General features: G+C 74.5%; 13 protein-coding genes and 1 riboswitch. Of the genes, 11 read left to right on the top strand and 2 right to left on the bottom strand.

Annotated features, from left to right (window positions below):
- The first annotated feature begins 33 nt into the window (after window positions 1-33).
- The 7 genes from dhaL to AB0M39_RS24550 all read left to right on the top strand — a co-directional run bounded on the left by dhaL (window position 34) and on the right by AB0M39_RS24550 (window position 5,137).
- Window positions 34-639 (top strand): dihydroxyacetone kinase subunit DhaL, encoded by a 606-nt coding sequence (gene dhaL, locus AB0M39_RS24580; protein WP_365367849.1) that lies wholly within the window; start codon window positions 34-36, stop codon window positions 637-639.
- Window positions 636-1,088: a PTS fructose transporter subunit IIA gene (locus AB0M39_RS24575; RefSeq protein ID WP_365367847.1), complete on the top strand. Its 453-nt coding sequence runs from the start codon at window positions 636-638 to the stop codon at window positions 1,086-1,088. Before dhaL ends, AB0M39_RS24575 begins: the two co-directional genes overlap by 4 nt.
- A 66-nt stretch (window positions 1,089-1,154) precedes the next feature.
- A riboswitch (cobalamin riboswitch) is annotated at window positions 1,155-1,352 on the top strand.
- Window positions 1,353-1,380: 28 nt separating this feature from the next.
- Complete coding sequence (locus AB0M39_RS24570) at window positions 1,381-2,073, top strand: energy-coupling factor ABC transporter permease (RefSeq protein WP_365367845.1); 693 nt, start codon at window positions 1,381-1,383, stop codon at window positions 2,071-2,073.
- Window positions 2,073-2,486 (top strand): energy-coupling factor ABC transporter substrate-binding protein, encoded by a 414-nt coding sequence (locus AB0M39_RS24565; protein ID WP_365367843.1) that lies wholly within the window; start codon window positions 2,073-2,075, stop codon window positions 2,484-2,486. Before AB0M39_RS24570 ends, AB0M39_RS24565 begins: the two co-directional genes overlap by 1 nt.
- A 6-nt stretch (window positions 2,487-2,492) precedes the next feature.
- Entirely contained in the window at window positions 2,493-3,242 is a 750-nt protein-coding gene (gene cbiQ, locus AB0M39_RS24560) for a cobalt ECF transporter T component CbiQ (RefSeq protein WP_365367841.1), read from the top strand.
- Window positions 3,239-4,084 (top strand): ATP-binding cassette domain-containing protein, encoded by an 846-nt coding sequence (locus AB0M39_RS24555; RefSeq protein WP_365367839.1) that lies wholly within the window; start codon window positions 3,239-3,241, stop codon window positions 4,082-4,084. Before cbiQ ends, AB0M39_RS24555 begins: the two co-directional genes overlap by 4 nt.
- Window positions 4,085-4,210: 126 nt before the next feature.
- Entirely contained in the window at window positions 4,211-5,137 is a 927-nt protein-coding gene (locus AB0M39_RS24550) for a siderophore-interacting protein (RefSeq protein ID WP_365367837.1), read from the top strand.
- A 42-nt stretch (window positions 5,138-5,179) separates the two neighbouring features.
- Here the strand turns inward: AB0M39_RS24550 and AB0M39_RS24545 are convergent, their stop codons facing one another.
- Window positions 5,180-5,494: a DUF4326 domain-containing protein gene (locus AB0M39_RS24545; RefSeq protein WP_365367835.1), complete on the bottom strand. Its 315-nt coding sequence runs from the start codon at window positions 5,492-5,494 to the stop codon at window positions 5,180-5,182.
- Between the two features lie 117 nt (window positions 5,495-5,611).
- On the bottom strand, window positions 5,612-8,995 hold the full coding sequence (locus AB0M39_RS24540; protein ID WP_365367833.1) for a BTAD domain-containing putative transcriptional regulator: 3,384 nt from the start codon (window positions 8,993-8,995) through the stop codon (window positions 5,612-5,614).
- 501 nt (window positions 8,996-9,496) lie between these two features.
- Between AB0M39_RS24540 and AB0M39_RS24535 the strand changes: the two genes are divergently transcribed.
- The 4 genes from AB0M39_RS24535 (at window position 9,497) to AB0M39_RS24520 (ending at window position 13,552) form a co-directional block, all read left to right on the top strand.
- Complete coding sequence (locus tag AB0M39_RS24535) at window positions 9,497-9,712, top strand: hypothetical protein (RefSeq protein ID WP_365367831.1); 216 nt, start codon at window positions 9,497-9,499, stop codon at window positions 9,710-9,712.
- Window positions 9,713-10,057: 345 nt separating this feature from the next.
- Entirely contained in the window at window positions 10,058-10,840 is a 783-nt protein-coding gene (nagB, locus tag AB0M39_RS24530; protein WP_365367829.1) for a glucosamine-6-phosphate deaminase, read from the top strand.
- 201 nt (window positions 10,841-11,041) lie between these two features.
- Window positions 11,042-12,370 (top strand): globin domain-containing protein, encoded by a 1,329-nt coding sequence (locus tag AB0M39_RS24525; RefSeq protein WP_365367827.1) that lies wholly within the window; start codon window positions 11,042-11,044, stop codon window positions 12,368-12,370.
- A 315-nt stretch (window positions 12,371-12,685) separates the two neighbouring features.
- The gene (locus AB0M39_RS24520) at window positions 12,686-13,552 is read left to right on the top strand and encodes a peptidoglycan-binding protein (protein ID WP_365367825.1); all 867 of its coding nucleotides are present in this window, start codon (window positions 12,686-12,688) and stop codon (window positions 13,550-13,552) included.
- The last annotated feature ends 85 nt before the right edge of the window (window positions 13,553-13,637 follow it).

Here is a 13,637-nt window from a genome sequence, read left to right as displayed (position 1 = left end):
GGGCCGGGGACCGCTGACTGCCTAGGAGTTCATGTGCTGGACGCCGAATTCTTCCGCCGCTGGCTGACCGGGGCCGCGGCCGCCGTGGACCGGGAGGCGGACCGTCTCACCGAGCTGGACTCGGCGATCGGCGACGCCGACCACGGCAGCAATCTCCAACGCGGCTTCGCGGCGGTGACGGCTGTTCTGGAGAAGGAGTCGCCGGCCACCCCGGGCGCCGTGCTGACGCTGGCGGGACGCCAGTTGATCTCGACCGTGGGCGGGGCGTCCGGCCCGCTGTACGGAACGCTGCTGCGGCGCACCGGCAAGGCGCTCGGCGACGACGCCGAGGTGACGCCCGGGCAGCTGGCCGAGGCGCTGCGCGCGGGCGTGGCGGCCGTGGCGCAGCTCGGCGGGGCGAAGGCAGGCGACAAGACGATGCTGGACGCGCTGGAGCCGGCGGTCGAGGCCCTCGGCGAGGGCACGGACTCGTTCGCGGCGGCCCGCGAGGCCGCCGAGAGCGGGGCGCTGGCGACCGTGCCGTTGCAGGCGCGCAAGGGCAGGGCCAGCTACCTGGGCGAGCGCAGCATCGGGCACCAGGACCCCGGCGCGACGTCCTCGGCGCTGTTGATCGCGACGCTGGCGGAGGCGGTCGTATGAGCACGGCGCCGCAGCCGCAGCCGGGTACGGGGACGACGGGACCGGAGCCGGCGCTCGTCGGGATCGTCCTGGTCTCGCACAGCGGGCAGGTCGCCCAGTCCGTCGCCGACCTGGCCCGGGGACTCGCCGGCGGCGGAGCGATCGCGCCCGTCGCCGCCGCGGGCGGCACGCCCGACGGCGGGCTCGGCACCAGCTCAGATCTGATCGTCCAGGCGGCTCGGGAGGTCGACCGGGGCGCGGGCGTGGCGGTCCTCGTCGATCTGGGCAGCGCCGTGCTGACGGTCAAGGCGCTCCTCGCCGAGGGCGACGAACTCCCGGACGGCGCACGGCTGGTGGACGCTCCGTTCGTGGAGGGAGCGGTGGCGGCGGTGGTGACCGCGTCGGCCGGAGGCGGCCTGGACGCGGTGGAAGCGGCGGCCTCGGAGGCGTACGGCTACCGCAAGACGTGAGGCCCCAGGAGGCGGGTGCGGCGCTTGTGCATCCGTGCGCGGCTTGTGATTCCGCTGGTGGGAGCACTACTGTCACACCGCCTTGGTGTACGGGAAACCGGTGCGGTACCGGTGCGGCCCTCGCCACTGTGATCGGGAAGTCCGGCTCCACCCCCCTCACGGGGAGCCACTGGGACGCCGCGGGAGACCGTGGCGCCCGGGAAGGCGGAGTCCGGGCATCATGACCCGTCAGCCAGGAGACCGGCCGAGGCGCGTTGTCCATCCACGAGGTGCTGGAGAGGGTCTCCCGACCATGCATATAGCCGAGGGGTATCTGCCCCCTTTGCACGCGGCCGCCTGGGGCGCCGCAGCCGCCCCCTTTGTCGTACACGGAGTCCGTGCGCTCACCCGGGAGGTCAAGGCCAACCCCGAGTCCACCCTGCTGCTGGGAGCGTCCGGCGCCTTCACCTTCGTCCTGTCCGCGCTGAAGATCCCGTCGGTGACGGGCAGCTGCTCCCACCCGACCGGGACGGGGCTGGGCGCGATCCTGTTCAGACCGCCGATCATGGCGGTCCTGGGCACGATCACCCTGCTGTTCCAGTCGCTGCTGCTGGCTCACGGCGGACTCACCACCCTGGGCGCCAACGCCTTCTCGATGGCGATCGTCGGGCCCTGGGCGGGATACGCGGTCTACCGGCTGCTGCGGAAGTTCGATCTGCCGCTGATGGTGAGCGTGTTCTTCGGAGCGTTCGTCGCCGACCTGTCGACGTACTGCGTCACCAGCGTCCAGCTGGCGCTGGCGTTCCCCGACCCGGGCAGCGGCTTCGCGGGCGCGCTCGCCAAGTTCGGCGGGATCTTCGCCGTCACCCAGATTCCGCTGGCCGTGAGCGAGGGCCTGCTGACCGTGCTGGTGATGCGGCTGCTGGTGCAGTCGAGCAAGGGCGAGCTGACCCGGCTCGGCGTGCTGCTCCAGGGTCAGGACAAGAAGCAGGAGGCCGCGGTCTGATGAGCCGTAACGCGAAGATCAACACTCTGCTGCTCGCGATCGTGGCGGCGCTGGCCGTCCTGCCTCTGGTGCTGGGTCTCGGCGACGACAAGGAGGAGCCGTTCGCCGGCGCGGACGCGCAGGCGGAGACGGCGATCACCGAACTGGCGCCGGACTACGAGCCGTGGTTCTCGCCGCTGTACGAGCCGCCGTCGGGCGAGATCGAGTCGGCGCTGTTCGCCCTCCAGGCGGCGCTCGGCGCGGGCGTGCTCGCCTACTACTTCGGTCTGCGCAAGGGCCGTCGTCAGGGGCAGGCGCTCGTCGCGGCGGCGCCGGGCGCGGACGCGGACGCATCGAAGGCCGACCGTACGGCGGCGGAGGCGAGTGACTCCGCTCGCCCCGCGGACGGGGCCCCGCAGGGCGACCGCGTCTAGTCGCCGGTGCTGCCGATCGACGCGGCGGCGCACAGCAGTCGCTGGCGCCGCCGCCATCCCGTGGAGAAGGCCGTCCTCGGCCTCGGGCTGACCGTCGCCGCGGTCTGTCTGCCGCCCTGGCCGGGGGCCGTCTTCGTCGCCGTCGCCACGCTCGCCGTGCTGCTCGGCCCCGCCCGGGTCGCGCCCAGGCAGCTGTGGCGCGCTTTCCGCATCCCGCTGGGCTTCTGCGTCACCGGGGCCGTTCCGCTGCTGTTCGCGGTGGGCGGCCCCGACGGCCTGGTCGCGCTCGCGCCCGACGGGCCGGCGCACGCCGTGCGTCTGCTGCTGCGGACCTCGGCCGCCTCGTTGGGCGTGCTGCTCTTCGCGTTCACGACGCCCGTCTCCGACGTGCTGCCGCGGCTGGTGCGGGTCGGCGTGCCGCCCGCGGTGGTCGACGTGGCGCTGGTGATGTACCGGATCAGCTTTCTGCTGCTCGACTCCGTCGCCCGCATCCGCCAGGCGCAGGCCGCCCGTCTCGGGCACACGACCCGGGCGGCTGCCTGGCGTTCCCTCGCGGGGCTGGCCTCGACGGCGTTCGTCCAGGCCTTCGACCGCGCGGGGCGGATGCAGGCGGGGCTGGCCGGGCGCGGCTACGACGGATCGCTGCGGGTGCTGCTGCCCCCGGCAGCCGTCTCACGGCCGTTCCTCGCCGGGTCCGCCGCGCTGCTCTGCGGCATCGTCGCCGCCACTCTCGTCGTCGAAAGGTACGCCCTATGAACGCCTCGCCCGTTGTGGAGCTCGTCGGGGCGGCGTACGCCTACCAGGACGGTCCGACCGTGCTCAGCGGCGTCGACTTCGGCCTGGCCGCGGGCCGTTCGACCGCGCTGCTCGGCCGCAACGGCAGCGGCAAGACCACGCTGCTGCGGCTCCTGAGCGGCGGGCTGCAGTGCGCGGAGGGCGTGCTGCGGCTGAACGGCGAGCCCGTCGTCTACAACAGGGCCGGGCTGACCCGGCTCCGTACGACCGTTCAGCTGGTCGTCCAGGACCCCGACGACCAGCTGTTCGCCGCCTCGGTCGGCCAGGACGTCTCCTTCGGCCCGATGAACCTGGGGCTGGCCGAGGACGAGGTCCGGGCCCGGGTGGACGAGGCGCTCCAGGCCCTGGACATCACGGCTCTGTACGACCGGCCGACGCATCTGCTCTCGTACGGACAGCGCAAGCGCGCGGCCATCGCGGGCGCGGTGGCGATGCGGCCGCGCGTGCTGATCCTCGACGAGCCGACCGCGGGCCTCGATCCGCACGGCCAGGAGCGGCTGCTGGAGGTGCTGGGCCGGCTGCGGGAGTCCGGTACGACGGTGGTCATGGCGACCCACGACGTGGACCTCGCGCTGCGCTGGGCGGACGACGCGGCGGTGCTCTCCCCGGACGGGCTGCGCACCGGCCCGGTCGCCGAGCTGCTCGCGGACCAGGCGCTGCTGGACGCGGCGCGGCTGCGCAGGCCGTGGGGAGCGGCCGCGGCTCAGGTGCTGCGGGCGCATGGGCTGCTGGGCGAGGGCGAGCCGGGTCCGCGCACTCCGCAGGATCTGGCGCGCTGGGCGTCGGCGGTACGCGAGGGCTGAGAGACGCGGGGCGGGGGCGGGTCCGACGGCCCCCGTGTAGGCGGCGCGTCGGCGGCGTGTCGGCGGGCGGCGCGACGGTGGGGCTCGTACCCCTCAGCCCCCTCAGACCCCGCGTCAGGAGCGCCGATGCCCTCGCCCGCCCCCTCCACTCCGTCCACTCCGTCCGATCCGCGGCTGCCCGTCAGGTTCGTCCAGGTCACCGGGGTCGCCCGGCTCACCCCGCACATGGCTCGCGTCTCCTTCGGCGGCCCGGACCTCGCGGGCTTCGCTCTGGACGGGCCCGCCCAGCAGGTGAAGCTGTACTTCCCGCGCCCCGGGCAGAGCGCCCCGCGTCTCCCGGCGCCGGGCGACGCGACCGAGGCCGATGTGATGCGGTGGTACACGGCGTTCCAGGCGATCCCCGAGGACGAACGCCCTTGGACGCGCAGCTACACCGTCCGCGCCCACCGTCCCGAGCAGACCGAGATCGACGTCGACTTCGTCCTCCACGACAAGGGCGGCCCGGCGACGCGCTGGGCCGCGGCGGCGCGGCCGGGGGACACGCTCGGCATGTACGGGCCTTCGGCGTACTTTGCCGAGCCGTTCGCCCTCGACGCCGCGGACTGGCTGCTGCTCGCCGGGGACGAGTCGGCGCTGCCGGCGATCGGCGCGCTGCTGGAGGCGCTGCCCGAGGGCGCGCGGGCGGTGGCGTACATCGAGATCCCGGAGGCGGCCGACGAGCAGCGCTTCGGCCCGTCCTTCGGCGCCCGTAACGAGGCTACGGTGCACTGGCTGCATCGGGACGCGGCGGGCGCCGGGCACGGCGAGCTGCTCGTCGAGGCCGTGCGCGCGGCCCTACTCCCGGCGGGCGCGGGGGCCGCCTGGCTCGGCGGCGAGGCCGGCGCGGTGCGCGAGCTGCGCAGGCATCTCCTGGACGCGCGCGGCCTGGAGCGGCGGGCCGTCCACTTCTGCGGCCACTGGCGCCGCGCCCTGACCCAGGACGACGCCCCGACCCCCGAGGACCTCGCCGAGGCGCGCGAGCGGCTGGCCGACGCGCAGGCGCGCACCGCCTAGAACGCTCTCCCCCGGGTGGGCGGCGACCCTGCCGGGCGGCGGTCAGCCAACGCCGTCGTCCGCCAGTTCGGCGATGACCTCCGCATGGCAGCGCTCCGGTGCGCACCAGCATCCGAGCCGACGGCCGCGCAGCTCAGGAAGGTGTGCCAGGAGCTCGGGCCGGGCCAGGAGGTACACGCGGTACTGCTCGACGACCTCCTCACGGGTGCCGTCCCGTCCCGGGCGGTAGGGGCAGGCCAGCGGCGAGGCGTCCAGGTGCCAGCCGCCGCGGTGCATGGCGCGTCCCACGTAGACGACGTCCGCGTACTCGGGGTCGTCGCGGTGGCCTTTGAGGTTGACGACTGTCGTCTTGTCCATGGGGTGGATCCTGCGGCCTCGGGCGCCGTCGGGCAACGCGGAGCGGGCCCGCTCACAAGATCGGCCCACGGTCTCGACCCGCTGTCCTCGCTTCTGCCGTCGGCCCCGGCGCTCGCCCTATGTCGCGGGCCGGGGCCGTCGGATCAGGGCGGCGGCCTCCCGCAGCTCCAGCCGGCCGCCCTCCGCATAGGCGCGGTCGTACTCCGCCCGGTCGTCCAGCCCCTCCCGTACCGCCGACTCGGCGTGCCCTCTGGTCTCCTGATCGTCGAGGAAGGGCCGGAAGCCGAGTCCGCCCGGCGTCCGGCTGCTCGCGTCGTACGCTCCGAGCAGCCGTGCGCCGTCCCGCGGCGACCCACGGCGCGCCGACGCCCAGGCGGCGCAGAGGAACTGATCGGCGATCAGATGCGGCGCGACCACGTACGCCACGCTGTCCAGCTGCTCCACGGCCTCCTCGACATGGCCGAGGGCACGTTCGTACTCCCCGTCGAGACAGTCCAGCCAGCCGTGCGTGCCGGCCACGATGCCGCGGAAGAGCGCGGGCGTCGACGCGGTCAGCTCGGCTTCCATGGAGCGCAGCTGGCCGCGCGCGGACGCGGTGCGGCCCGTGCGTCCGTAGTGCTGGGCCAGCAGCATCCGCGCCGTGCTCAGCGCCTCGGCCGGGTACTGGGCCGACTCGGCCACGGCCTCCGCCAGCCGGCGCTCCGCGCCCTCCCGCTCCCCCGGGCTCTCGGCGGTCCGCAGCCGCACGGACGCCAGCCGCGCCTTGAACACCGGCGCCTGGGCGTGTGCGCCGACCCGGGCGGCGCAGGCCATGGCGCGCTCGTAGTCGGCGGCGGCCTCTTGGTGGCGGCCGTCGCGTTCGTACGCCTCTCCGCGCGCGGCGAGCGCCTCGGCGATCCCCCACTGGTCGCCGGCCGACTCGAGCAGGCCGAGCGCCCGGTCGGCGTCGCCCGCGCGCCCGCCGGCGGGCTGCTCGCCGAGCAGTTTGGACCGCAGCAGCAGCGCGAAGCCGAGATCCCAGCCCGCTTCCGCCGTCCCTCGCCGCGCCCGCCTGTCCGTCTGCCGGTCTGTCTGCCGGTCTGTCTGCCGGTCCGGCCGGCCGTCTGGGGCGCGCTCGGCGCAGCTCGCGACCAGCGCGTCCACCGTCTCGGCGAGGCTGGTGAACTCCCCCGTCATCAGCCGTGCGAAGAACCACATCGATCCGGGCTGACGGCAGGTCTGGGGCAGCCCCGGCCGATAGGCGGCGACGACCGCGCGCAGATACCCCTGCGACCCCGGGTCGGTGAACGCCGCGCCGCTCTCGTCCTGGCCGGCGAGCGCCATCAGCCGCACCCCGCGCCGCGCCTCCCACAGCTGCTCCTCCTCCCAGGGCGGTGCGGCCTCGGTGACGCGCTCCGCCAGCGCGACGGCAGGCCGCACCGGGGTCCGGAAGGGGTCGGGGCCCAGCCCGGCGACCGCCGACGACCAGTCGCGGGCGTCCGCCTGATGGCCGCGCTGCTGCCAGAACCAGTTCATCGAGAGCACCAGGCACAGCGCCTCCTGCTCCCGGCCGAGCCGTACGGCGGTGTGCAGCGCCGCCCGTACGTTGTCGTGCTCCCTCTCGAACCGGTCGAGCCACTCGCCCTGGCGCGGCCCGCGCAGCTCCGGGTCGCCCGTGCGCACCAGCTCCTGGTACGCGTGCAGGTGCCGCAGCTGCGCGTCGGCTCGCTCGCCGGCCTCCTCCAGCCGCTCCCCCGCGTACTCGGCGACGGTCTCCAGGAGGCGGTAGCGCATCCCGTCCGGCGAGCTCGGCCCGTCCGGCTCGCCCGGCGCGGCGACGACGAGCGACTTGTCGACAAGGGAGGCGAGCGGCGCCAGCGCGCCAGCCCCGCACACGGCCTCGGCCTCGGCGAGCGCGCAGCCGCCGGAGAAGACGGCCAGCCGGCGCAGCACGCTCCGCTCCTCCTCGTCGAGCAGCTCCCAGGACCAGTCGACGACGGCCCGCAGCGTCTGCTGCCGGGGCAGCGCGGTCCGGCTTCCGCCGCTGAGCAGAGCGAAGCGGTCGTCGAGCCGGTCGGCGATCTGGCGCGGGGTCAGGGCGCGCAGCCGGGCGGCGGCCAGTTCGAGGGCGAGCGGCAGTCCGTCGAGCCGGCGGCAGATCTCGACGCAGGCCGGGAGGTCGTCGTCCGTGCGGAACCCCGGGCGGACGGCGGCGCCGCGCTCGCCCAGCAGCCGCAATGCGGCCTCCGGTGGCAGCGGCCCCACGCCGTGGACTCTCTCGCCGGGGACGTTGAGCGGCTCGCGGCTGGTGGTCAGCACGCGCACGCCGGGACACCGGGTGAGGACGGCCTCCGCCAGCCGGGCCGCCGAGTCGACCACATGCTCGCAGTTGTCGAGCACGAGCAGCATGCGGCGGCGCCCGCAGTGGTCGACCAGCTGGGCGAGCGGGTCGTGGGCCGTCGCGCCGTCCACCGCGGCCGGGCCGCCGCCTCGCAGCTGCGTTCCGCGCGCGCCGAGGGCGGTCAGCACGGCCTCGGGAACGGTCCGGTCGTCCCGTACGGAGGCGAGCTCGGCCACCCAGACCCCGTCCGGCCACAGTCCGGCGGCCTCGGCGGCCCCTGCGGCCTCCAGACTGAGCCGGGTCTTGCCGGCGCCGCCCGGCCCGAGCAGGGTGATCAGGCGGTGTGCCCGCAACTCCTGGGCGAGATCGGCGAGTTCGTCCTCGCGGCCCACGAAGGAGGTGAGCCGGGCCGGCAGATTGCCCCGCACGCGGGGCTTCTCCGGCTCGCCCGCCAGCAGCTGGGCGTGCAGGGAGCGCAGCTCGGCGCCGGGGTCCGCGCCGAGCCGGTCGGCGAGAGTCCTGCGGACGTCCTCGTAGGCCGCCAGCGCCTCGGCCGGTCGTCCCGCCGCCGCCAGGGCCCGAAGCCAGAGCGCTTGCAGCGGCTCGTCCAGCGGGGCGGCGGCGGCCAGCGCCGTCAGCTCGGCGAGCACCGCGCCCGCCCTGCCGAGCGCCACATCGGCCGCCAGCCGGGTGCGGCGGGCCTCGTCGTGCCGCCGCTGCGCGCGGACGGCGAGAGGGTCGGCGCTCCGGCCCGGCAGATCGGCGAGCGCCGGACCGCGCCAGAGCGCGAGGCCCTCGTCGACCAGCCGGGCCGCCTCGGCCGGATCCCCGGCCTCCAGGGCGGCGGTCCCCTGATCCAGGAGCCGCTCGAAGCGGAAGAGATCGACGGCGTCCCGGTCGGCGGCCAGCCGGTAACCGCCCGGGACCGAGCCCACGGCGTCCTTGCCCAGCGCCCGCCGCAGCCGTCCGACCAGCGCCTGGAGCGCCGCCGTCTCGTCGGCCGGCCGGTCTTCGTCCTCGCCCCAGACCTGGGCCACGAGCTCGCTCGCCGGGACGGCCTCGCCCCCGGCCGCCGCCAACGCGGCCAGCAGCGCCCGCAGCCGCCCTCCGCTGAGCGGGATCTCGACGCCGTCCGGTCGGAGGGCGGCGGCTGCGCCGAGGACGCGGTAGCGGTAGATCACCGGTTCATTGTGCCGAAGAGGGACGGGGGTCGCGCGGGTACGTCGGACGAGGGGTTCGTACGCCTCGATGGTGCGGCGGGGAGGCGGCGACGCCGGGTGCGCGACCCCCGGGGGCTGGGAGCGGTTGTGCGCCTCGCTCTGGGAAGTCCCGGGCCTGCGACAGCAGTTCGCGCGAGGGCGGGCGGGGAGCGGGCGAGGAGGGTTCACCCGGACCGCCGGCCCATGGCGGATCGGTCGGTGCCACGGGCCGCGAGGGCTGCCGGGCCGGATGGCGAGGTAGAACGGGACCGGCCCGGCGCCACGGGCCGCGAGGGCCTCCGGCCCGAACGACGAGGCATAGCGTGACCGGCCAGCGCCAGCGGACCGGCCGGGCACCACGGGCCACGAGAGCCTCCGGACCCGGACGACCAGGCAGAACAGGACCCGCCGGACGCCAACCGCCGCGAGGGCCGGGCCGAACGACGAGGCAGAACGCCCATCGGGCCTGGCAGACTGGGGCGCATGTCCGCTCCCCGTCGTCTGTGCCCGGTCTGCCGTCGCGAGATCGCCGTCGTCGCCGGGCGCTTCGCCCGCCATGATCCGGCGGGCCCTCGCGCGGCCGGCGAACTGGTCTCCTGCCCGGGCTCCCGGCGGCAGGCGCCGCTCGTCCCCGCGCTTCAGCAGACCTTGGACGGAAGCGTCGTCCCCGCCTTCCCCGGCCAGCTCCCGCTGTTCTGACGTTCGCACCGGGGGTCCTCCTTTCGAAGACGCTGCCCAGGCCTTGATCAGGTACCGGTCCGGGACGTGCGGCCCGACTCCTGCCGCCGCCCCCTCACCTCCCCGTTCCCGGGGGAGGCCCTCATCTGAGCGCGGAAAGCCCTGTCGCATCCGGATCGCATCCGGATTTCCACCCGGGGGCCACACCCCGTACACCCCCGCCCGGCGACGGCTACGCCCCGCTGCGGCCGCCTCCTGCCCCCGCCCCACCCTCTCCCGCCCCCGCCCCCGCCCCAGGGGCGACAGCACGCCGCCCACGAGGTAGATTGGTCTACACCAGTCGCGCTTTCAGAGACAGGGATCTTCGTGGAAGTTGTCATCGTTCCGGACTCCGCCAGCGGCGGCGAGCTCATCGCCGAGGCCATGGCCGACCTGCTGCGACGCAAGCCCGACGCCCTTCTCGGCGTCGCCACAGGATCGACCCCGCTGCCGATCTACGAGGCCCTGGCCGCCAAGGTGCGCACCGGCGAGACGGACGCCTCCCGCGCCCGGATCTGCCAGCTGGACGAATACGTCGGACTGCCGTCGGGCCATCCCGAGTCCTACCGCTCCGTGGTCCTGCGCGAGGTCGTCGAGCCCCTCGGGCTGACCCCGGAGTCCTTCATGGGCCCGGACGGGACCGCCCAGGACATGGCGCGGGCCTGCGCCGACTACGACCGCGCGCTGACCGAGGCCGGCGGCGTCGACCTCCAGCTGCTGGGCATAGGCACCGACGGCCACATCGGCTTCAACGAGCCTTGCTCCTCGCTCGCCTCCCGTACGCGGATCAAGACCCTCACCGAGCAGACCCGCAAGGACAACGCCCGGTTCTTCGACGGCCTGGACGAGGTCCCGCACCACGTGATCACCCAGGGCATCGGCACCATCCTGGAGGCCCGCCACCTCGTGCTGCTGGCCACCGGCGAGGCGAAGGCCGACGCGGTGGCGCTCTGCGTCGAGGGCCCGCTCTCGGCGATGGTGCCCGCCTCGGCGCTCCAGCTCCACCCGCACGCCACCGTGGTGGTCGACGCGGCGGCGGCGTCCCGGCTCAAGCTCGCCGACTACTTCCGCGCGACGTACGCCGCGAAGCCCGCCTGGCAGGGCCTGTAGACGGCCCGCGGCCACGCCTGTCCCGGCCGGAGAAGAGGAATGTTCCGGTCGGGAAATAATTTCAGCTTCAACGGCTCGATTCCGCCGCCGAGTTGGTAGCGTGCGTCGCTCAGCACTGCGGCGCGCGGTGAAGAGCGCGCAGCCCAGCCGCCCCCAGACCTCGCGCGGCCGGCCGGTGCTTCACCTGGCGCGGGGGATTTCATGAACGACGACATCGGTGTGGTCAAGGAGAGCCTGGAACGGGTCAGACGGCGGTCCGGTCACGTCGTCCGCTACTTCTACGCGCATCTGTTCACCCACCATCCTCGCTTACGGCCCTTGTTCCCCGCCGACATGGGCGACCAGTACGAGCGGCTGTTCTCCGCGCTGGTCCACGTCGTGAACCAGCTGGGCCACCCGGGTCTGCCCGCCCATCTGGAGCGGCTCGGCCGGGACCACCGCAAGTTCCAGATAGCCGACGCCGACTACACGGCGGTGGGCGAGAGCCTGATCGCGGCGATCCGCTTCCACAGCGCCCACTCCTGGAGCATACGGACGGAGACGGCGTGGCGGCGCGTCTACGCGGTCGCCGCCGAGACCATGACACGCGGCGCCCACCGCTCCGCGGCCGAGAACGAGCCCGCCTGGTGGGACGCCACCGTCGTCTCGCACCGCCTGCACGGCGGGCACACGGCCGTGATCCGCGCGATCACGTCCGCCCCCTTTCCCTGCCTCCCCGGCCAGTACGCCTCCGTCGAGCATCCGGAGCTGCCGGGAGTGTGGCGGCCCTACTCGCTGGCCGGCCGGCCCGACCGCGACGGCGTGCTCGAGTTCCACGTCGGCCGGGTCGCGGACGGGCTCCTCAGCACGGCGCTGTGCGATCGCACCCGGCCGGGCCGGATCCTGCGGGTGGGGGCCGCGTCCGGCTCGGCGCTGGCCCCGCCGCCCGGCACGGACGCCGTCACGCTGATCGCGGCGGGCACGGGCTGGGCCCCGGTCAAGGCGGTGCTCGACGAGCTGCTGACCCGCAGCCCCGCGCCCCGCGTCAGCGTCGACGTCGTGGCCCGCGGCGAGTCGCACTACTACGACGGCGGCTACCTGCTCGACCTGATCGAAGCGCACCCGAGCGTGACGGCCGGCTGGTGGTACCAGCGGCGCGGCGAAGGGCAGGGGCGGGCGGCGGAGCGCTTGCGACTGCATCTGGCGACACGGCAGAACTGGAGTGCGGAGACCGTCTATCTCTGCGGTCCGGCAATGTTCGTGCAGGAGACGGCCGAACTCCTGCACGAGCTGGGGCTGCCGGCCGGATCGCTCGTACGCGATCCGCTGCCGGCCACGGTGAAGCAGCGCGGATACGTCTCCCACGCGGAGCAGTTCATCGATCCGCCGCCGGTGAACTGGATCGATCCGGACGCCCGCACCCGCGCGCTCGAGTTCCCGCAGGAGGCGGCGGACCCCGCGCCCGCGCGGCAGGCGCGGCCCGAGGCCGCGGCAGCGCAGATCACGGCGGCGCGCCACAGGGCGCATCCCGGCATCCGGGCCGTCGGCTGACCGTTGGAGGCCATGAGCTCGGCGCGGCCAGGGATGCGGCGTTCAAGTGGTCGCGGGAGAATGGATCTGTACCCTTCGCGGTCGACGAACTCGACGGCACATCGGTGGAGCCGGCCTCGCTCTTCGTCTACTTCGAGCCGGACAGGACGCCCGTGGACGACCCGCGCCGGCCCATGCTGCGGTCCCCGTACGGCATCCAGGTCCGCTCGCCGCCGAGTCGAGCGCCGCGACCGGTTCGGCGGCGGCGGCCACCGGGCAAAACGCCCAAGGGGGGAGCCCGAGAACTGACGCACCCACCTGGGAAGGAACCCCGCGATGGCAACGCCGCTGACCGCCTCCACACTGCTCAAGGCTCTCCGTGACGAAGGTCTGCACGTCGTCGAGCACCGCAGCTGGCGCACGCACAACCGCAACCACAAGGGCCCCTGGGGGCCCATGCACGGGGTGATGATCCATCACACCGTGACCTCGGGCACCACGAGCTCCGTAGAGCTCTGCTACAACGGCCACTCGAGCCTGCCGGGTCCGCTCTGCCATGGCGTGATCGCCAAGGACGGCTCGGTGCACCTGGTCGGCAACGGACGGGCCAACCACGCCGGGATGGGCGACGACGACGTGCTGCGCGCGGTGATCGACGAGACCTCGCTGCCGGCCGACAACGAGGCCAACACGGACGGCAATCGCCACTTCTACGGCTTCGAGTGCGTCAACCTCGGCGACGGCGAGGACCCCTGGCCCGCCGCCCAGCTGGAGGCGATCGAGAAGGCGGCGGCCGCGATCTGCCGAGCGCACGGCTGGTCGCACCGCTCGGTCATCGGGCACAAGGAGTGGCAGCCGGGCAAGATCGACCCGCGCGGCTTCACGATGGACTCGATGCGCACACGGATCGGCGAGCGCCTCAACGGCGGCCCCAAACCGCCGCCGCCCAGGCCCGCGTTCGAGCCGTTCCCCGGGGCTGCGTTCTTCGCCGTCGGCCGCAACAGCCCGGTCGTCACGGCGATGGGCAAGCGCCTGGTGGCCGAGGGCTGCGGGCGCTACGAGGTCGGCCCCGGGCCGAAGTGGAGCGAGGCCGACCGCCTGTCGTACGCGGCATGGCAGCGCAAGCTCGGCTACTCGGGGAGCGACGCCGACGGCATCCCGGGCAAGTCGAGCTGGGACAAGCTGAAAGTCCCCAACGTCTGACCGGCGGTTGACCCCTGCGGCCGACCACCGCCCGGGCTGGACTACCTTCCTGCGTCACCCCATCGCTTACCTACTACCACCTTGG

Origin of the sequence: Streptomyces sp. NPDC051907 (assembly GCF_040681075.1) — a bacterium.
In the GTDB taxonomy this organism is placed as follows: Bacteria; Actinomycetota; Actinomycetes; order Streptomycetales; family Streptomycetaceae; genus Streptomyces.
Note: the sequence above shows the minus strand (reverse complement) of the source record. Positions and strands in the feature narration are given on the sequence as shown.

What these genes read in the sequence shown, in the direction of transcription:
- AB0M39_RS24575 (WP_365367847.1), top strand. Translation starts at nt 636, where the DNA reads ATGAGCACGGCGCCGCAGCCGCAGCCGGGTACGGGGACGACGGGACCG.
- AB0M39_RS24555 (WP_365367839.1), top strand. Translation starts at nt 3,239, where the DNA reads ATGAACGCCTCGCCCGTTGTGGAGCTCGTCGGGGCGGCGTACGCCTAC.
- AB0M39_RS24550 (WP_365367837.1), top strand. Translation starts at nt 4,211, where the DNA reads ATGCCCTCGCCCGCCCCCTCCACTCCGTCCACTCCGTCCGATCCGCGG.
- AB0M39_RS24545 (WP_365367835.1), bottom strand. Translation starts at nt 5,494, where the DNA reads ATGGACAAGACGACAGTCGTCAACCTCAAAGGCCACCGCGACGACCCC.
- AB0M39_RS24520 (WP_365367825.1), top strand. Translation starts at nt 12,686, where the DNA reads ATGGCAACGCCGCTGACCGCCTCCACACTGCTCAAGGCTCTCCGTGAC.
- AB0M39_RS24570 (WP_365367845.1), top strand. Translation starts at nt 1,381, where the DNA reads ATGCATATAGCCGAGGGGTATCTGCCCCCTTTGCACGCGGCCGCCTGG.
- AB0M39_RS24525 (WP_365367827.1), top strand. Translation starts at nt 11,042, where the DNA reads ATGAACGACGACATCGGTGTGGTCAAGGAGAGCCTGGAACGGGTCAGA.
- AB0M39_RS24565 (WP_365367843.1), top strand. Translation starts at nt 2,073, where the DNA reads ATGAGCCGTAACGCGAAGATCAACACTCTGCTGCTCGCGATCGTGGCG.
- AB0M39_RS24535 (WP_365367831.1), top strand. Translation starts at nt 9,497, where the DNA reads ATGTCCGCTCCCCGTCGTCTGTGCCCGGTCTGCCGTCGCGAGATCGCC.